Origin of the sequence: Amycolatopsis sp. WGS_07 (genome assembly GCF_045278895.1) — a bacterium.
In the GTDB taxonomy this organism is placed as follows: domain Bacteria; phylum Actinomycetota; class Actinomycetes; order Mycobacteriales; family Pseudonocardiaceae; genus Amycolatopsis.
The window spans coordinates 3,503,031-3,521,947 of sequence record NZ_CP136053.1; the positions used below are offsets into that span (position 1 = coordinate 3,503,031).

At 68.4% G+C, this 18,917-nt stretch carries 16 protein-coding genes and 1 pseudogene; 2 read left to right on the plus strand and 15 right to left on the minus strand.

Going from position 1 to position 18,917, the window contains the following annotated elements:
- The first annotated feature begins 117 nt into the window (after positions 1-117).
- The gene (locus RPX00_RS16650; protein ID WP_406640422.1) at positions 118-3,240 is read left to right on the plus strand and encodes a BTAD domain-containing putative transcriptional regulator; all 3,123 of its coding nucleotides are present in this window, start codon (positions 118-120) and stop codon (positions 3,238-3,240) included.
- A 130-nt stretch (positions 3,241-3,370) separates the two neighbouring features.
- On the opposite strand, the gene RPX00_RS16655 is transcribed toward RPX00_RS16650, so the two are convergent.
- The 13 genes and pseudogenes from RPX00_RS16655 to RPX00_RS16715 form a co-directional block, all read right to left on the minus strand.
- Positions 3,371-4,681: a glutamate-1-semialdehyde 2,1-aminomutase gene (locus RPX00_RS16655; protein WP_406640423.1), complete on the minus strand. Its 1,311-nt coding sequence runs from the start codon at positions 4,679-4,681 to the stop codon at positions 3,371-3,373.
- Between the two features lies 1 nt (position 4,682).
- Positions 4,683-5,228: pseudogene (gene rfbC / locus RPX00_RS16660) on the minus strand (dTDP-4-dehydrorhamnose 3,5-epimerase); the annotation flags it as partial.
- Entirely contained in the window at positions 5,225-6,406 is a 1,182-nt protein-coding gene (locus RPX00_RS16665; protein ID WP_406640424.1) for a polysaccharide pyruvyl transferase family protein, read from the minus strand. The gene RPX00_RS16665 and the pseudogene rfbC, both read right to left, overlap by 4 nt.
- A complete protein-coding gene (locus RPX00_RS16670; RefSeq protein WP_406640425.1) occupies positions 6,403-7,356 on the minus strand; it encodes a glycosyltransferase family 2 protein in 954 nt (317 codons plus the stop codon). The genes RPX00_RS16665 and RPX00_RS16670 overlap by 4 nt, the downstream gene beginning before the upstream one ends.
- Positions 7,353-8,645, minus strand: a complete 1,293-nt coding sequence (locus tag RPX00_RS16675; RefSeq protein WP_406642953.1) for a hypothetical protein — start codon at positions 8,643-8,645, stop codon at positions 7,353-7,355. Before RPX00_RS16675 ends, RPX00_RS16670 begins: the two co-directional genes overlap by 4 nt.
- 40 nt (positions 8,646-8,685) lie before the next feature.
- Positions 8,686-9,951 (minus strand): DUF4910 domain-containing protein, encoded by a 1,266-nt coding sequence (locus tag RPX00_RS16680; protein ID WP_406640426.1) that lies wholly within the window; start codon positions 9,949-9,951, stop codon positions 8,686-8,688.
- Positions 9,951-10,973: an NAD-dependent epimerase/dehydratase family protein gene (locus RPX00_RS16685; protein WP_406640427.1), complete on the minus strand. Its 1,023-nt coding sequence runs from the start codon at positions 10,971-10,973 to the stop codon at positions 9,951-9,953. Before RPX00_RS16685 ends, RPX00_RS16680 begins: the two co-directional genes overlap by 1 nt.
- A 4-nt stretch (positions 10,974-10,977) precedes the next feature.
- A complete protein-coding gene (locus RPX00_RS16690) occupies positions 10,978-11,622 on the minus strand; it encodes a PIG-L deacetylase family protein (protein WP_406640428.1) in 645 nt (214 codons plus the stop codon).
- Positions 11,619-12,407, minus strand: a complete 789-nt coding sequence (locus RPX00_RS16695; RefSeq protein ID WP_406640429.1) for a glucose-1-phosphate cytidylyltransferase — start codon at positions 12,405-12,407, stop codon at positions 11,619-11,621. Before RPX00_RS16695 ends, RPX00_RS16690 begins: the two co-directional genes overlap by 4 nt.
- Positions 12,404-13,642 (minus strand): methyltransferase domain-containing protein, encoded by a 1,239-nt coding sequence (locus RPX00_RS16700; RefSeq protein WP_406640430.1) that lies wholly within the window; start codon positions 13,640-13,642, stop codon positions 12,404-12,406. Before RPX00_RS16700 ends, RPX00_RS16695 begins: the two co-directional genes overlap by 4 nt.
- A gap of 202 nt (positions 13,643-13,844) precedes the next feature.
- Positions 13,845-14,717: an LLM class F420-dependent oxidoreductase gene (locus RPX00_RS16705; RefSeq protein ID WP_406640431.1), complete on the minus strand. Its 873-nt coding sequence runs from the start codon at positions 14,715-14,717 to the stop codon at positions 13,845-13,847.
- Positions 14,714-15,451, minus strand: a complete 738-nt coding sequence (locus RPX00_RS16710; protein WP_406640432.1) for an LLM class flavin-dependent oxidoreductase — start codon at positions 15,449-15,451, stop codon at positions 14,714-14,716. Before RPX00_RS16710 ends, RPX00_RS16705 begins: the two co-directional genes overlap by 4 nt.
- Before the next feature lie 39 nt (positions 15,452-15,490).
- Positions 15,491-16,450, minus strand: a complete 960-nt coding sequence (locus tag RPX00_RS16715; RefSeq protein ID WP_406640433.1) for a YncE family protein — start codon at positions 16,448-16,450, stop codon at positions 15,491-15,493.
- Between the two features lie 148 nt (positions 16,451-16,598).
- Between RPX00_RS16715 and htpX the strand changes: the two genes are divergently transcribed.
- Positions 16,599-17,441 carry a zinc metalloprotease HtpX gene (htpX, locus tag RPX00_RS16720; RefSeq protein WP_406640435.1) on the plus strand — a complete coding sequence of 281 codons (843 nt, stop codon included), beginning with the start codon at positions 16,599-16,601 and terminating at the stop codon, positions 17,439-17,441.
- 172 nt (positions 17,442-17,613) lie between these two features.
- Here htpX and RPX00_RS16725 read toward each other — a convergent pair whose 3' ends face one another.
- A complete protein-coding gene (locus RPX00_RS16725; protein WP_406640436.1) occupies positions 17,614-18,408 on the minus strand; it encodes a MerR family transcriptional regulator in 795 nt (264 codons plus the stop codon).
- Positions 18,409-18,425: 17 nt separating this feature from the next.
- Positions 18,426-18,914 (minus strand): VOC family protein, encoded by a 489-nt coding sequence (locus RPX00_RS16730; protein ID WP_406640438.1) that lies wholly within the window; start codon positions 18,912-18,914, stop codon positions 18,426-18,428.
- Positions 18,915-18,917: the final 3 nt, after the last annotated feature.

The following is an 18,917-nucleotide window of genomic DNA, read 5'->3' on the forward strand; positions in this document are numbered from 1 at the left end:
GACAACCCCCTTCTGGTGCGGTGAGACCGAGGTTGCCCGCAGCCGCTCACACGAGGCGCACACGGCGCGCACACCCCGGTTCGGGCGGACCTCGAGCAGACGCGCGAAGATCGAAGGGTGGCTGCTGTCCCGCTTCGCGTGACGCTGCTCGGCGCCGTGCAGGTGTCTCGCGGCGATGCCGTCCTGCCCGTTCCCGGCGCGCGGCTGCAGGCACTGACGGCGCGGCTGGCGCTCGCGGGTGGTCGTCCGGTCGAGCCCAGCGTCCTGGTCGACGCGATCTGGGCTGAGGAGCCGCCCGCCGATCCCGCGCACGCGCTGCAGGCGCTCGTCTCGCGGCTGCGCCGGACGCTCGGTTCGGCGGACGCCGTCGCGCAGGTCGCGGGCGGCTACCGGCTGGCCGTGGAACCAGCTGACGTAGACGCCCTGCGGTTCGAGCAGCTCATCGCCGCAGGTCGGGGGCACCTGCGCGCTGGAGAGTCGCTAGCCGCCGCGGACGTGCTCGGCGAGGCCGTGGAGTTGTGGGGCGGCGAGCCCGTTGCCGCGGTGTCGGTGGCCGCAGCGACCCGGCTGTCCACCCTTGCCGTCGAGGCAGTGGCCGATCTCGCCGACGCCGAACTGTCGCTGGGCCGCGTCGAAACGGCTGCCGCCCGGCTGACCGGGCTGCTCGCCGAACACCCAGTCCACGAACGGGCGGCCGCGCTGCTCATGGACGCACTGGCCGCCCAGGGCCGCCAAGCCGACGCGCTCGCTCGCTACGAGCAGGTCCGCGAGGCACTGGCCGAGACCCTCGGCACTGATCCCGGCACTGCCCTGCGGGAGCGTCATCTGCGCCTGCTGCGCGGCCCGGTTGCCGCGCCTCCCTCGGACAGCAACCTTCCCGCCGCGCTGACCAGCTTCGTCGGACGGGACGAAGACCTCGCCCGGATCGCCGAACTGCTCGCCACCAGCCGCCTGATCACCGTGCTCGGCCCCGGCGGCGCCGGCAAGACCCGGCTCGCGCTGGAGGCCGCCCGCCGCCACGAATACCCCGGCGGCGCTTGGCTGATCGACCTCGCCTCGGTCTCCGAACCGGCCGAAATCGGCGCGGCCGTGCTGGCCGGGATCGGGCTGCGCGGCGGTGCCCTGTTCGAGGCGCGGACCGGGACCGAGCTGGACGTGCTCGCGGACCAGCTAGGCGGCCGGGAACGCTTGCTGCTGATGGACAATTGCGAGCACCTCATCGACGCCGTGGCCCATCTGGTCGCGGCGCTGCTGCCCCGGTGCGGCGGGCTCCGGGTGCTGGCCACCAGCCGCGAACCGCTGGCCATCGACGGCGAAGCACTGGTGCCGCTCGGCCCGCTCGCCCTGCCCGAACCGGAGGTAGACGTCGAGCAGGCCAGCCGGACGGCGTCGGTGCGCCTGTTCACCGAGCGGGCCGCGGCCGTGCGTCCCGGTTTCGTGGTGGATGAGGCGAACCTCGCCGACGTCACCACCGTGGTCCGCGGCTTGGACGGTTTGCCGCTGGCGCTGGAACTGGCCGCGGCCCGGCTGCGCACTCTCGCCCTGCCAGACCTGGCGGCTGGCCTGTCCGACCGGTTCCGCCTGCTCGCCACCGGCAGCCGGACCGCCTTCCCCCGGCACCGGACGCTGCGCGCGGTCATCGCGTGGAGCTGGGACCTGCTCGGCCCGGACGAACGCGCGGTCGCTGAACGGATTTCGGTCCTGCCCGGCGGAGTCACCCGGGATTCGGCCGCCGCGGTCTGCGCGGACGCGGTGCCGCCGGACGAGATCCCAGACCTGCTCGCGGCCTTGGTCGACCGGTCGCTGCTGCGGCTCGCGCCGGACACCGGCCGGTACCGGATGCTGGAGACGATCCGCGAGTACGGGCTGGAAAGCCTTGCCGCACAACAGGAGGTGCGAGACCGCGCCGCCGAGTACTTCGCCAGCCTGGTCGCGCACTACGACCCGCTGCTGCGTGGCCCCCAGCAAGCGGAAGCCCTGCGGGTGTTCCACGCCGAGTACGACAACGTCCTCGCCGCCCTGCGCCACCTCTGCGACACCGGCGACGCGATCGGGCTCGCGGTGAACCTGACCTGGTACTGGGAGATGCTCGGCCGCCACACCGACGCGGTCTATTGGCTCAACGAAGCCGTTTCGACACCAGTCGCGCCGAGTATGTCGCGTGCGGTCGCCGAGCAACTGTTGCTGCTCAACCAGTTTGCCGCTCAAGTCCCGCCTGCTGACTGGCGTGAGCAGTTGCGGGGGCTTGCCGATCAGCCGGAACTGCCGTCCTTCGGTGGTGCGTTCGTCGCGCTTCGGCTGGCCACGATGGTGGAAACGGAGGCACCGGAGACCGTCCAGCGGTTCATCGACGGCCCGGACGAGTGGTTGTCCGGGCTGGCACATCTGTTCCGGGCCCAGTTCGCCGAAAACGCTGGCCAGCTTGACCAGGTTCGTGGGGATGTCGCTGCTGCACTGGAGATCTTTGGCCGGGCTGGTGATCGTTGGGGACTCGCCACTGCTCTCCCGCTGCGTGCATTGCTGCGGCAGTACGACGGTGATCTCGACGGGGGGCTGGCTGATCTGGATCGGGCTCGGTCGCTGGCTCGGGAGTTTGGTTCGCTCGGCCGTAGTGACGAGATCTTCCTCGATCTGCGTGCGATCGACCTTCATATTCGCCGCGGTGAGTCCGCGCGGGTGGCCTCGATGATTGCCGCGACGCGGGATCGGGAGGTGTCCCCGGAGTTGGCGATTCTGACGGATGGGTTGGAAGCGAGTCTCTGGGTGCGGATTGGCGACCTGGATCGGGCTCGGGAGCGGATCGAGTCGGCTGAGGCTGGGTTGGCGGCGCATCCGCCGTTTGGCGGTGGGCATGAGCGGGCGTTGATCTCTTTGGCCCGTGGTGCGCTTTGTCTTGAGGTTGGGGATGGGGCGGGGGCTGAGGCCGCGTTGGGGCGGGCGTATGTCGCGGCGGTTGAGGCCTTGGATATGCCGATTTTGGCGAGTGTGGCGGTGGTGGGGGCTGGGGTTGCTGGGTTGGATGGGCGTTATGGGGACGCCGCCGTGCTGCTGGGTGCGGCGGCTCGGTTGCGGGGGGCGCAGGATCGGACTGATTTGCTGGTTCGGGCGTTGAGTGACCGGGGGCGGGGGGAGTTGGGGGAAGAGGGGTTTGCTGCTGCGTATGAGCGGGGGTGGGTGTTGAGTGCGTCGGCTGCGTTGCGGTTGGTTGATCCGGGGGGCGTGGGGCACCCCGAAGCCTGAATTGTGCTGACGGTTCGGGGGTGCTTGTCAAGGCGGGAAAGATGCCTTGACAAGCACCCCCGAACCGCAGGGAGGCTTCGTATCGGGGTGCGGGGGAGGGACTGGGTGCCTCGCTGGTTGGGTGCGGGGGTCACGCTTTCTGGCGGAACACTGGTTTGATCGATCGGCCGCCTAGCCATGGTGTGGGGTCTCCGGCCTCTAGTGCTTTTCGGTACACCACGCAGGCCGAAGCGACTACCTCGATGGTTCGGTCGATGTCCGCTTCCGTCATTGCTGCACTGACCACAAAGGACGGACCGAGTATCCCGTTCTCCAGCAGGCATCGCATGAACAGCGTCCGGTACTCCTGTGAAGGTGTCCCATCGCCATCCAGAGTCGCGAATACCAGGTTGCTGTCTCGGCCTCGCACCAGGACCTGGCTGCCGACACCGGCTGCGGTGGCTACCTCGGTCACTCCGGCCGCCAAGCGGGCGCCGAGGGCGTGCAGGCGGGCTGTGACGTCCTCCGTCGCGTAGACGTCCATTACCGCCATCGCCGCGGCCAACGCTGGTGTCTCCGCGCCGTGCGTCGTGGACAGTAGGAAGACCCGGTCCCGTGAATCGTGCAGGCCGCCTAGTTCCATTAAGTCTCGTCGGCCGGCCAGTGCGGCTACTGCGAAGCCGTTGCCGAGTGCTTTGCCGAAGGTCGAGAGGTCCGGCGTCACGCCATACAACCCCTGTGCGCCGTGCTCGGAGTATCGGAATCCGGTGATCATCTCGTCGAAGATCACCAGCGCGCCGTGTCGATGGGCGAGGTCTAGCAGTCCGGCGAGATAGCCGTCCGGCGGGTCGACGCTCTTGGTCGCCTCCAGGATCAGGCACGCTACCTGTCCGTGGAACTGGCGCAGCATCTGCTCGGTCGCCGGGAGATCGCCGTATGGGAACGGCACGGTCATCGCCATCGTCGCGGCGGGGATTCCGGCGGACATCGGGGTTGTGCCGATGAACCAGTCGTCGGTGGAGAAGAACGCGTGGTCGGCGCATTGGGCGACCAGCGGGCGTCCGGTGGCGGCGCGGGCTAGGCGGACGGCGGCGGTCGTCGCGTCGGAGCCGTTCTTCGCGAACTTCACCATCTCCGCGGTCGGTACCGTCGCCAGGAACTGCTCCGCCGCTTCAAGCTCCACAATGGACGGTCGGACGAAGTTGTTGCCCCGTTCCAGCACATCGCGCACGGCCGAGGTCACGCGCGGATGCACGTGGCCGAGGCTGACCGCGCGCAGGCCGGAGCCGTATTCGAGGTACTGGTTGCCGTCGACGTCCCACACATACGCGCCCCGGCCGTGCGAGATGACCGGGGCGAGATGTTCGGGGTATTGATCCTCGCCTTTGGCGTAGGTGTGCGCGCCGCCGGGGATCGCGCGGTGCAGGCGTTCGTTCGCGATTCGGGAGAGTGGCAGGTCCATGACGGGTCACCTCAAGGCGTCGGCGAGCAGAAGGCGCGGACGCGTCGCGTTCGGACAGCAAAGCCGCGGGCAGCGGCCACGGGATGGCGAGTTCCGGGTCGTCGTGCGCGATCGAGACGTCCTCGGCCGGGTCGTGTACGCGGTCGATCCGGTACGACACGTCGGCGACGTCGGTCAAGGCCTGGAAACCGTGTGCGCAGCCGGCCGGGATGTAGATGCTTTCCTGGGTGTCGCCGGAGAGCCGAAACGTTTCCATCTCCCGGAAGGTCGGCGAGTCCGGTCGCAAGTCGACCACGACGTCGAACACCTCGCCGAACGAACAGCGCACCAGCTTCGCCTCGCCGGCCCCAGACCGCAGGTGCATCCCGCGCACCACCCCGCGCACCGAGCGCGACACGCTGTCCTGCACGAACGCGTCCGGATCGATGCCGACCGACCGGGCGACCTCGGCGTCGAAGGTCCGCGAGAAGAAGCCGCGATCGTCTCGGTGCGGCGTCGGCTGAAACAGCCATACGCCGGAAATCGACGGCACGGGAACGGCTTTCACGACACCTCCGCGGGGATGAGCGACCGCGACAACAGCGCGAACTGGTCCTTCAACTGCTGGCCGCAGGCTTCGTTGCGGGCGGTGAGTTCCGCCTTCAGCTCCGGTGCCCGCCGCTGCAACTCCTCGAACTGCGTGATCAACCGCGGCACGTCGACCGCACGGGCCTCCTGGCAGAACTCGCCGAGTCCCATCTCGGCCATCAAGACGTCGTTCTTCCGCGCGTAGCCGATCGCGATCGTCGGCTTCCCGACCTTCAACGCGCACAACACGTTGTGGTACCGCGTTCCCACGACTGTGCCGACTTCGGCCATCGACCGCATCAGCTCGCCGAGGGTGCCCGGGACCGCCGCGGAGATCAGCGGGGAGCGGACGGTTTCGACAATCTCGTCCACCACCTCGCGGTCGATCCGGTCGCCGATGAAGAGCCGGACCGGCCGCTCCTGACCGACCAGGTACCGCACGAACTCCGTCATCGCGTCCACGTACGCCCGGTAAATCTCCTCGCCGCGCGCCCGGTCGTCGTTGCCGCCGTAGTAAGCCATCACGCCGACGCCGACCGCGCGCGGATCCTCGTCCGCGGCAGGCGTCGGAAGGGCGAAGGCGAGATCGGGATAAACGCGGTCGTCAGTCACGCGCACACCCATGTCCGCCATCGCCGAGCGCGACAGCTCGTCGCGGAAGGATCGATACGCTGCGAGCCGCGTTGCATGCCGCACGAGAAACCGCGTAGCGGGTACCCGGATCCGGTCAGCACCCACGCTGACCAGCGCGACCTTCGTCCGGCCGATCCGCCCGCACAGCGAAAGCAGGAAGAGCGCGTACGGAAAACCCCACGGTCGCAACGGAAGCGTCGCCTCCAGCACGCCCATGCCGGGAACGATCACCACGTTCTGCCGCCGCACCCACCACGCCGTCCGGAACACGTCGATGACCTTGCCGAGCGCCTTGGTGGCGATCGAACGCAGCCCGGACGCCCGCCGGTACTCGCCGCTGTACCAGTTCAGCCGCATCGCCGGAATCCCGTACCGCGCCTGGACGGCGTCCGCGCCGCCGCAGAACGCGGACACCTTCGCCTGCGGATGTTCGGCGCGCAGGAAGCCGAGCACCGCCTCCAGCGAACCGTCATTGCCGAGGTTGCCGGAACCGAGCAGTCCGAAGACTCCGACTCGAACGGTCACGGCACCCGCCGTTCACGTCCGGCGACCACCCGGTCGACCGTGAGGTTCAGCTCGGCCGCGTGCACCGGAGCCCGATCCTCGACGCGTTCCCCACCGCCACCTGGCCGGGCCCGGCTGGCGAACCACTCGGCCAGCGCGAGGTAACAGGCGCGACGTTCGCCGGAGGACAGCGGAGCGGACCGGATTCCGTGCACGTACCCCCAGACGTACTCGGCGAGCAGCCGCGCAGTCGGGTTCGTGAGCGCATTGCCGCGCTTCGGGTCGAGGTTCGCACAGCGGGAGCGTTTGCTCGGGTTCGCGCGCTCCGCCCGGTCCGGATGGTCGCGACGGAAGTACAGCAGCTCAGGCACTTGGTAGAACGGGCCGTGCAGCGCCAGCTCCGCCACATAGGTGCGATCCGCGTGGTGATAGCTGCCCATCGGGGTGACGCGCCGCAGCACCTCCGTACGCATCACGCCGTAGAAATCGTCGCCGCCGGGCTCGAAGAGCAGGCTCTTGAACCGCACCGACGGCCGCGGCGAGTCCGTCTGATGCCGGTAGTCCAGCGGCACCGTCACCGCGCCGTGTTCGTCGATGATCGCCTGGTGCGAATGCGCGACGATCATCTCCGGCCGCGCGTCGAGCGCTTCGACACACTTCGCCAGCAGCTCCCGGCCGTAGAGATCGTCGTGCGACGCCCATTTGAACAGCTCGCCGCGAGCCTGATCGAGCAGGACGTTGTGGTTCGGGGTCGCGCCGATGTTGCGCTGCTGGCGCAGATACCGGATCCGCGAGTCCTGCTGTGCGTACTTCCGGGCGATCTCTTCCGTGCTGTCCTGCGACGCGTTGTCGGAGATGATCAGCTCGAAGTCCTCGTAGGTCTGCCCGAGCAGCGCGTCGAGCGCTTCGCCGAGGAATTCCTCGCCGTTGTAGACAGGCAGACCGATGGTCAGCCGGGGCACCCTGCTCATGCCGGTTTCATCTCCTCGGAAGCCGAATGGAGTTCTGCTTGGCTGAACGAACCTGACGCGGCGGGAAACTCGGGCACCGCCGCGAAGTGGTCGCGAAGCGCGCTGCGCAGCTGCCACCACCACACGGCCGAGCCGGTGAGCGTGGCGGCCGCGACGCCCCACTCCGAACCGGTCGCGCCGCCGAGCACGGCCCCGATCAGGCCGAACACGACGTAGCACCCGGACGAGATCAGCTGCGACCGCAAGCTCCGCCGCGCCATCCCGAGCGCGCGCAACCCAGCCGTCGCGCCGGTGGTGAAGCTCGCGCCGACGACCGCCATCGTCACCGCTGGGACCAGCAGCGACGAGCTGTCCCACAGCGAACCGAGCACGAACCGGCCGGCGTCGTCGGGGACGAAAAGCCACAACCCGAGCCCCCACACCAGCGCCGCCGCGGCTTGCGCGGCGCCGAGCACCACGCAGAAGTGCCACAACCGGTGCGGCGACTGCCGAAGCACCCGCGCTCCCTCGGCGACGGTGACGAGGGAAAGCCCCATCAGCAACGCGAGAAACGGCCCGAGCAGCTGTTCCGCACCGCGCACCGTCCCGACGGCGGCGAGCCCGGAAATCGCACCCAGCCCGTATGCCCGCAGCTGCGACGAACCGCTGTTGCTGACGTTCTCCACGAGGTACCGCACGCCCAGATCGCGATGATCCCGCAGCCACCCGCGCACCCCGCCGAGCCGCGGCAGCACGCTCGTCTGCACCCAGCCGAACGCGGCCGCGACCCCGGCCGAACAACCCCAGGCCAGCAGGAACGCGACCACGGTGTCGTAGCGCGCGGCCAACACCAACGCGGGGAACAACGCGACGGCTTGGATTCCGTCGTTCACAAACGCCTTGTGCCCGCTGCCCTGCGCGAAGAACCCGAATCGCCAGGCGTCCTGCACCAGCAGGAACGGCAGCACCGCCCCGAGCGCGACGAACGCGGTGCCGAGCGAACCGCCGACCGCGAGTCCAAAAAGGACACTGAGCAGTCCCGAAGCGACACCGACCAGCAGCGCGGTCCCGACGGCCTGACCGACCGCGGTCCGCCACTTCGCCCGGGAGACCCCGGAGAAGCGCACCATCAGCGGGTCGGTCGCGAGGCCGCGCGAGATGTTGAGCAGGACGCCGTAGGTCACCCACGCGATGCTGAACAGGCCGAACGCCGTCGCGCCGAGCGAACGCGCGACGAACAGGCCGACCACGAAGTTGGTCAGGCTCGAAACGGCCTGGTCACCAAGGCCCCAGCTGAGCCGTCCCGCCATCGCGCGGACGGCTCGCGAACGCAGGATCGACGGCACGGCCTCACTCCTTCAGCAGTCCGGCGGCCTGAAGGGCATCGGCCGCCGCGGCTACGGCACCGAACGGCAGGTCCGCCCGTTCGGCGATGTCGAGGAGGCTGTGGTCGCCGTCGGAGAGGCTGAGCACCCACAGCATGGCCAGCTGGGCTTCCTTCGCGTCGCTGCGTCCGCCGAGCGAGTCGTACAGCCCGCGCTTGCCGAGCTGCGGTTCGCCGTACGGGCTGAGGTTCACGTAGCGCCGGTTGCGATCGAGCACGGACAGCGCCGTCCGCAGCGTGTCGAGAGTGTCGGCCATCGAGTCCGGATCGACGAAGGACGGATTGTCCGCCGACGTGTGGTACTCCGGGTAGCCCGCGTACGGGGTGCGGGTGAGCGAGCCGACGCCGAGGTTGAAGCCGGGGGAACAGAACTGGCGCTCGTCGTAGCCGTACGGCGAGAAATCGCGGATCTCGTGCGGTTTGTCCTTGAGGACGTGCGCGAAGACGCGGTCGATGTCGGCGTCCCCGCGTCGGCTGCGCTTGTAGGTCAACGACCCGCGGTCTCCGGCGCAGGCCAGCACGACGCCGTGTTTGACCTGCTCAATGCGTTCGGAATTGCGCGCCAGCCAGGTGATCGCGCCGATCGTGCCGGGCATGAACAGAAACCGGTACGTGTAGTGCGGCTTTTCCTCGGCCAGCGCCTGCGCGAGCGCGACGGCGACCGCGATGCCGGCGAGGTTGTCGTTGGCCAGCGACGGATGGCAGATGTGGCACGAGATGAGCACCTCGTCGCACACCTCGCCCGGCACGACGTGCTCGGCGTAGGTGAGGTGGCCGTCGGCGAGCGTCGAGTCGATCTTGACGTGGTAGTCGCCGTCCGGCAGCGCGTCGAGGACGTCCTGGGCCAGGCAAAACCCCCAGGTAGGGGAGTAGTAGCTGGTGCGGTACGGGATCAGCGACGGCTGCTCGGGCAGCGTGTGCAGGTGCGGGCGCAGTTCGGCCAGCCGGAGGACGCGGTCGACCGGGACGCTGTAGCCGACCACGTGCAGGTTCGACTTCCGGAAGTCGATCACCCGCCGCCCGGAGGAATCCGCGACGAACGCGTCGCGGATGTTCCACTCCGGCGGCACGGTCCAGTCCAGCACCTCGGTGCCGCTGCGCACCTCGTACCGGTCGAGCGGGAGGTGCTCGCCGATGACGGCCAGGGTCTGGCGCACGCCGTCGCCGGTGATGCTCCGGCAGAACGGATACAGCCGTTCCACCAGAGCGTGCATCTCGGGCCCGGTGCGCATCAGGCGTGCCGCAGGCTGGCGTCGACCGCGCCGGCGGCCTGCCGGTCGCTCAGCCAGTTGAGCCGGGTGAAGCGGTGCTCGAACTGGTCCCGGGTGAGGCTGTTGCGGCGGTAGGCGTCGAACAGCTGCAGCGCCCCGTCTTTCACGCCCCACTTGCAGTCGAAGGACGGGACCGCGTCGCGGAACCGGGAGAAATCGACGCGATACGACCGCGGGTCGGCCCCAGCCTCGCCGGTGATGCGCAGCTTGGCGCCCGGCACCACCGCGACGACCTCTTCGGCGATCTCGGCGACCGTCACGTTGTTGCGCTCGGTGCCGATGTTGAATGCCTTGTTGTGCACGGCTTCGCGCGGAGCTTCGAGAGCGGCGGTGAAGGCGTGTGCGATGTCGTCGGCGTGCACCAGCGGCCGCCACGGCGTGCCGTCGGAGAGCACCAGCACCTCGCCGGACAGATAGGCGTGGCCGACCAGGTTGTTCAGCACGATGTCGGCGCGCAGCCGCGGCGAGAAGCCGAACGCGGTGGCGTTGCGCATGTACACCGGGGTGAAGTCGTCGTCGGCCAGCTCGGAAACCTCAGCTTCCACCCGTACCTTCGACTCCGCGTACGGCGTCACCGGCCGAAGCGGCGCGTCCTCGTCGACCAGGCCGCTGCCGCCAGAAGCGCCGTAGACAGAGCAGGTCGAGGCGTAGAGGAACCGCGAGACCCCGGCCTCCTTCGCGAGTTTCGCGAGCTTGACCGACGCGCGGTGGTTGATGTCGTAGGTCAGCTCGGGCGCGAGCGAGCCGAGCGGGTCGTTGGACAGCGCGGCGAGGTGGATCACCGCGTCGAAGCCCTGCAGGTGTTCGGCTTTCACGTCCCGCAGGTCGACGGCCAGCCCGACCGGATCCTGCGGGGCCGGGCCGAGCACACAGGCGGCGAACAAGCCCGAGTCGAGGCCGATCACCTCGTGCCCCGCCGCGGCGAGCACCGGCGCCATCACCGTGCCCAGATATCCCGTGTGCCCCGTGAGCAGCACGCGCATGCCTTCAGCCCCTTAGGTCGATGACGAGTTTGTTCGCCTCGAACGCCTCGGCATAGCGTTCTTGGCATTCGATTCCGCGGATCCGGGCGAGGCCGAGGAAGGCCTCGCGGTCGTACCAAGGCCGGTGCTGCTGCGACCCGTAGTGCTCGTGCAGCAGTTCGATCTTGCGCTGCATGACCTCGTCCGACAGCGGCGCGTAGGCGGGCAGCCGTCCGAGGTCCCCGTCCCATTTGACGATCTCGTAGCCCAGCGTCAGATGACCGCGGAACACCGTGGGCACGAGCTGGGCGAGCCCGCGATGGTCCTGGTGCGCGTCGATGGTGCGGGGCGCGAACACGACGTCCGGATCGGTGCGGCGGCGCAGGTCTTCCAGCGCGTTCTTGGCTTCCTCCCAGTGCGAGGGGAGGCGTCCGTCCGGCAGCTTGAGCACGGTGACGTTCAGCTCGGCACCCGGGCAGAACGCGGCCAGCGCGGCGCGTTCCTCGGTCTCCCGGTCGGTGCCGCCGCCGGACAGCACCAGCGCGTCGACCTTGAGCCCGGGACGCTTTTCGCAGATCTCGAGCAGCGTGCCGCCGGCCCCGATGGCGATGTCGTCGCAATGCGCGCCGAGCACGACGATGCTCTTCAGCTCGGCGCCCAGGCGGATCATGCGTGCACCTTTTCGTGTTCCCACAACGCCCACGGACGGTCGCCGTGCGTGTAGGCGGCATCGAGCGCGTAGCGTTCCTTGACCGTGTCGGTCGGCTTCCAGAACCCGCGATAGGGGTACGCGAGCAGCCGGCCGCGCTTGGCGAGTTCGCCGCAGCCGTCGGCCACCAGGTCGCCGTTCTCCGGGATGTGGTCGAAAATCTCTTGCCGCAGCACGAAATAGCCGCCGTTCTCCCACAACGGGAGTTCGCTGACCGGCGTGATCGCGCCGATCCGGCCGCCCTCGTCCATCTCGACGCAGTGGAACGACGACTGCGGCGGCACGACGAGCATCGACGCGCCCGCGTCGCTGTTCCGGAACCGCTCGACGATGTTGTCCAGCGGCGCGTCGGTGAGGACGTCGGCGTAGTTGGCGAGGAACATCTCGTCGCCGTCGAGGTGGTCGCGCACCCGGCGGAGGCGCTCGCCGATCGGCGATTCGATGCCGGTCTGCACGAAGGAGATCGTCCAGTCGGCGATGTCGGTGGACAGCAGCTCCGGCTTCCCGCCGCGCAGCACGAAATCGTTGGACGTCGTTTCCTCGTAGCGCAGGAAGAAGTCCTTGATGTGGTGCGCGCCGTAGCCGAGGCACAGCACGAACTCGGTGTGCCCGAAATGCGCGTAGTAGCGCATCACGTGCCAGATCAGCGGGCGGGGCCCGACCATCGCCATCGGCTTGGGCACGTCGGACGCCTCGCTGCTGCGCATCCGCATTCCGTACCCGCCGCAGAACAGAACGACCTTCACTTCACTGCCACCTCGACGATTTCCAGGCGCGGAATCGGGAAGACGAGCTTGCCGCCCCACGCGCCGACGTAGGAAAGCTGCTCGGTCAGCTCGTCCCGCAGGTTCCAGGGCAGGACGAGCACGTAGTCCGGCCGGTCGGCCGCGATCCGGTCCGGCTCGACGACCGGGATCCGGGTGCCCGGCGTGAACCGGCCGTGCTTGTACGGATTGCGGTCCACCGTGTAGGCCAGCAGGTCCGGCCGGATGCCGCAGTGGTTGAGCAGGGTGTTGCCCTTGCCGGGCGCGCCGTACCCGACGGTCGTCTTCCCGGCTTTCCTTGCCGCGAGCAGGAATTCGAGCAGGTCGAGCCGCACGCGGGTGACCCGGTCGGCGAATTCGGTGTACCCGGACAGCTCGTGCAGCCCGGCCGCCTTCTCCCGGGCCAGCACGTCGGTCATCCGGGCGCTCGGCTCGCCGGCGGCTTCCGCGGGCCGCGCCCACAGCCGGATCGACCCGCCGTGCGTCGGCAGGAGTTCGACGTCGACCACGGTCAGCCCGCCGCCCGCCAGCGCCCGCCGCGCGGATTCGACGGTGTAGTACTGGAAATGCTCGTGGTAGATCGTGTCGTACTGGTTCTTTTCGATCAACGTCAGCAGGTGCTGCACCTCGATCGACACCCAGCCGTCGTCCGCGACGAGCGCGCGCAGCCCGTGGGTGAACCCGCGGATGTCCGGGATGTGGGCGTAGACGTTGTTCGCCACGACCAGGTCGGCCGGACCGTGTTCGGCCCGCACCTGGCGGCCGGTGTCCTCGGACAGGAACGCGGTGTGCGTCGGCACCCCGGCCTCGCGTGCGGCTTGCCCGACGTTCACCGAGGGTTCCACGCCGAGACAACGGATTCCGCGTTCCACGACGTGCTTCAGGAGGTATCCGTCGTTGCTGGCGACCTCGACGACGAAAGAACGATCAGTGAGCCCGAGCCGCTCGACCGCGGCGTCGGTGAACCGTTTCGCGTGCTCGACCCACGAGGTGGAAAAAGACGAGAAATACGCGTAATCGGTGAAAGTGTCGGCCGGGTCGAGCAACGGCGGCAGCTGTGCGAGCCAGCATTCCGTGCACACTTCGAGATGCAGCGGGAAAGTCGGTTCGGGTTCGGCCAGCTGCGCGGCGGTCAGGAACCGCTCGCACGGCGGGGTCGCGCCGAGGTCGACCACGCTGGCGGTTCTTTCCGAACCGCAGAGTCGACATGTGGTCATGTACCGGGCTCCTCCGACTCGTGTGCGCGATCTGCGTAGGGCAGGTCGATTCGCGCCCGGCCGTCGTTACAGCGCGCCGGGAGGCTCACCAGAGTCGATTCGGAACCGAGATAATGACCGCAGCGGAATGCGGCTGGGTGCTGTGACGAACGGGTGACCGGCTGGCACCGGATGGCGCAGCCGTCACCCGTTCGTCAGCGGGTCACAGCTTTTCCGCCGCCGGGATCACGTCGGTGGCGAACCGTTCGAGCACCGCCGGGTCCGGAACACCGTGCGCCCAGCCGGTCGCGACGCTGAACCCGAGTTCCGACAGCCGGCCCAGTTCATCCAGCAGTTGCCCGGTTTTCTCGCCGTTTTCACCAGTGTCCAGCCGCACCGCGGCGGTTTTCGTGATCTCGGAGTAGTCGCGGCCGACGTCCTCGCAGTGCTGCTTCAGGACCTCCAGTTTGCGCGGAAGATCCGAGCCAGGCATCAAATTGCAGATGTCGCCGTATTGCGCGACGAACCGCAGGGTCTTCTTTTCGCCGCTGCCCCCGATCAAGATCGGCGGATGCGGCCGCTGGATCGGCTGCGGGCTGTTGAGCAACCGCTCGGCGCTGACGTACGTGCCGGTGAACGGCTCGTCGCCCTCGGCCCACATCTGATGGACGTACCGCAGCGCGTCCTCAAGCTGCTCGAACCGCTCCTTCATCGGCGGGAACCGGAACCCGAGCGCACGGGATTCTTCCTCGTTCCACCCCGCCCCGATACCGAGGATCGCCCGCCCGGACGACAGCACGTCGAGCGTCGTCGCCGCCTTCGCGAGCAGCCCCGGATGCCGGTAGATGACGCCGGAGACGAGCGTGAGCAGCTTGACCCGCTCGGTGTGCGCGGCCAGGAAGCCGAGCGTGGTCCACGCTTCCAGCATCTCGTGCTCCGGCGGACCGTAGGCGGAAATCTGGAAGAAATGGTCCATCACGGACAGGTATTCGAACCCAGCCTCGTCCGCGGTCCGAGCCACCCTGGCGAGATCCGCGCCGAGCGCCGCCGGACCGTTCGGCCAGGTCTGCTCGGCCAGGTGCAACCCGAGTTTCATGCCAACTCCTTAACCGCCGGAATGATGTCTTTCGCGAAAATCTCAATGCGCCGCTGGTCCGCGCCGCCGGGAAACGGGCCGATCACGGCTTGCACGCCGAGCCCGTGCAGCCGCCGTGCCTCGGCGAGGAAGCCGCTGGTTTTCTCGCCGGCCGGGCCGATGTCCAGGTAGTGGTAAACGGTCTTGGTGATCTCGGCGTAGTCGCGGCCTTCGGCCTCGCAGTGCCGCTTCAGCACGACTCTGCTTGATTGCCCCGGCTCCGCCGCGGCGCCGAGATCGCCGGGAAGCTGGTTTCTTCCCTCCCGGTTTCCCCGGCCTGGGGGCCGGGAAAACCGCTCAGTCCAGAAACCAGCGCGATCTCGGGTTGTGGTCCCGAGGTGGACGGAAACGGAAAGCCGAGCCCGCGGGCCCCGATGCCGAGCATGGCCCGTCCGCCGGACAACACGTCGAGCGTGGTGACCGCCTTCGCGAGCAAACCGGTAAATCGCGCCAGTGACGTAGGTGAACAGTTTCGCCCGCCGGGTATGCGCGGCGAGGAAGCCGAGCGTGGTGTACGCCTCCAGCATCGGGCGATCGCTCGGGCCGACGCTGGGAATCTGGAAGAAATGGTCCATCACCGACAGATAAGCGAACCCGGCGTCGTCCGCGTCTCGGGCCACTCCGGCCAGGTTCCGGCCCAGCGCGGCGGTCCCGCCCGGAAAGCCGAAGTCGGGGATCTGAAGACCAATCTCCATACTGGCCACCGTATACCTGGAGTAACTTCACCTGCGCAGTCAGAAATCGCGCACGACACTGATCGCGCCGTGCAGCGGATCAGTCACGTACACCGTCCGCGTGCGCTGATCCACCGCCACGTCACCCGGATTCACGCCGAGACTCAGCTCCCCGGTAAGGGTTTCCGTTCGTCCGTCTACCCGGGACAGTCCATTTTGCCCGCCGTTGGTGTACACGACATCGCTGCCCTGATGCACCGCGAGCGACGACGCTTCACTGCGCAGCAACACGGTCTTAACCTGCGCCCGAGCCGCTCCGTCCACAATGGACAGGTGGTGGATCGCCGAATTGGCCACGAAAACCGATCCGCTCAATTCGTGCACGCCGATCCCGGTCGGAGACGCGCCCACCGGAACGCTGCCCGCGAACGACCCCGCGTCGAGGTCGCAGATCTCGACCGAGTTCGTGCTGGGGCTGGTGCAATAAGCGCGCCGGCGGCCGCGGTCGAGCGCGATCCCGGCGAGTCCCGGTTTCGGCGCGGGCAGCAGGTCCTGCAGAGTGAGACTGATGCTGTCGAGCACCGCGAACGTGCCGGTTTTGCCGCTCACCGCGTACACGAGGTTGGCCTGCGAATCGATCGCCAGCGCCGACGCACCCGCCCCCGCGCTGACGACGCTCAGCAACCGGTGGGTCTGACTGTCGAAGGCAAGCACCGTGCCACCCGGCGGGTTAGCGACGTAGATCCGATCGGTGTCCACCGCCACGTCGCTCGGCTCCCCGCCCACCGCGAGTGCGGAAACGACGCGCCCCGCGTCCGGATCGAGCACGAGCACTGCGCCAGACGCCCGGTCAGCCGCGTAAACCAGCCCGGTGACCGGACTCACGGCCAGCGCCGAAAGCGTCCCGCCGACCTGCACCGTGCTGACCCGCTCCGCCGCCGACGCACTGCCGAGCATCGCCGCCGCCCCAGCGCTGACCAGGGTAAACAGCCCTCGCCGGGACCACTGGGAACCTCGCATCGCTCACCTGCCCCGGTCGGTTGGGTTGCTCGCCGACCCTAACCCGGACAAGGATCATGCGAAGGAACTTCGGGTCCCCCGATCGCGTTGTTTCCAGTGAGTAACCCACCTTGACCCACCTTGTTGGAGCGGACGGAGGCGAGCGCGCGTGCACAAGCACCACAACGGGCTGAAGACGGCGATGCTGCTCGGTCTGCTCTCGGCGATCATCATCGGGATCAGCGGATTGTTCGGCCGGGGCGCGCTGGTCATCGGCCTGATCGTGGCGCTGGGGATGAACGCCTACGCCTACTTCAACTCCGAGAAAATGGCCCTGCGCGCGATGCACGCGCGGCCGGTGTCAGAGGTCGAGCAGCCCGCGATGTACCGGATCGTGCGCGAACTGGCGACGTCCGCGAGGCAGCCGATGCCCTCGCTGTACGTGAGCCCGACCGCGGCGCCCAATGCCTTCGCGACCGGGCGTAATCCGCAGCACGCGGCGGTGTGCTGCACCACCGGGATCCTGGAGCTGCTCGACGAGCGCGAGCTGCGGGCGGTGCTCGGACATGAGCTGTCTCATGTGTACAACCGGGACATTTTGATCTCGTGTGTCGCGGGGGCGCTGGCGAGTGTGGTCAGTGTGCTGGCGAACATCGCGTTCTTCTTCGGCGGCAATGATCGGGAGGGGAATCCGTTCATGTCGCTGCTGTTCGTGTTGATCGGGCCGATCGCGGCCGGGGTGGTGAAGATGGCGGTGAGCCGGTCTCGGGAGTATCAGGCGGATGCTTCTGGGGCTGAGTTGACTGGGGATCCGTTGGGGTTGGCGTCGGCGTTGCGGAAGTTGGAGCGGGGGACTCGGGCTGCTCCTCTTGCTCCTGAACCCGCCGTGGTGTCGCAGTCGCACCTGATGATCGCGAACCCGTTCCGGCCTGGGGCTGGGTTGAGTCGGATGTTTTCTACGCATCCGCCTATTGAGGATCGGATTCGCCGCTTGGAAGAGATGGCGCGGTAGGGGGTGGCTCGTCGCCTGGCGGCGACATTGCGCCCGGGTTGTTGCGTGGGGCACCCCGAAGTTTGATTGTGACTACGGCGCGGGGGTGCTTGTCAAGGCGGGAAAGATGCCTTGACAAGCACCCCCGCGCCGTGTTTTTGGCTTCGTATCGGGGTTGGGGGAGGTGTGGGTGCTACTCCCAGACTGCTGTCTCTGGGTTGATTCCGTGTGCTTGTGCGTTGGCGAAGATCGCGTCTCGTAGCCAGGTTGCTAGGCCTGGGGCTAGGGCGTCGTAGTAGTCCGTGTAGCCGGGTTCTTCTACGAACTTGCGGCCTAGGCACACCTGCATTGAGTGGGTGCAGTCGAAGTATCGCGACAGTGTCGCTCGGTGGCGTTCTGCCAGGGTGTTCGCCTCTGCCGAGCCCGGTTCGACCCCGGCCCGCCGTGCTGCGGCTAGGTCTGCGTGGAGCGTTTCGTGCTCGGCTGCCGCCTGCTGCCAGTCCTGTGGGGTCAAGTCGGTGGTTCGCTCGCGGTACTCCGCCCACTGTTTCGTGTCGCCCCAGCGTTCTGCGGCCTCGTCGACCCACTCTGGGTTCCAGTCGGACCCGAAGATCTCGACCTGCTCCTCAGCGGTCAGCTGCATCCCGCCGCGGGTGGCCGCTGCCATTCGGTCCACTGCGGACACCATGTGCTCCAGCCGCGCGATTCGCTCCCGCAGCTCGCGGCGCTGGCGGGTCAGGTGCGCGTGCGCGTCGGCGTCTGGGTCGTCGATGAGGCGTCCGATCTCCGACAGTGGGAAGCCGAGTTCGCGGTAAACGAGCACCCGGTGCAGCCGCGCGATGTCGTCGGCGGAGTACACGCGGTAGCCGGACCTGGTGCGCGCGCTGGGGCGCACCAGGCCGACCGCGTCCCAGTGATGCAGCGTTTTGACGCTCACGCCGACGAGCGTCGCCGTGCGTCCGACAGTGAGGCCGTCTTGCTCGGTCACGACCCCAGTGTCGCAAATCACGACCGAGGCACGTCGATTCCCACCGCGCGCATCCGCTCGGCGACGGGCCCGTCCGGGTCGATGGGCACCGCCGCGGTCATCACGACGTTCGTGCCCTCCGGAGTGACGACCGTCAGCTCCCGCGAGTTCCACGGCATCAGCTCCGGCCCGCTCGTGCAGCCCGGCGTGATCTCCTCACATCGCTTGGCGATCTCGTCGAGTTCGCTGAGCACGCAGGAGAAGCTGATCCTGACCTCGCTGGGCCCAGCCGGAGTGCCCGGCCTGAGCAGCACGTCCTGAAACGCCCACCGGCGCAGGTGCACGACCTCGCCGGGAATGGTGAACAGGTTGTCGAAGCCGAGCCCGCGCAGCCAGAAGTCCGTGGAAACGTCGAGGTCGGCGCTGGGCACGATGGGAAACATCGGCATCCCGTAGAAGCCGAGATAGTTGCCGGGCGACACCGCGTCGAGGGCGGGCATCGGAACCGGACCGCGAAATTCGTTCATGCC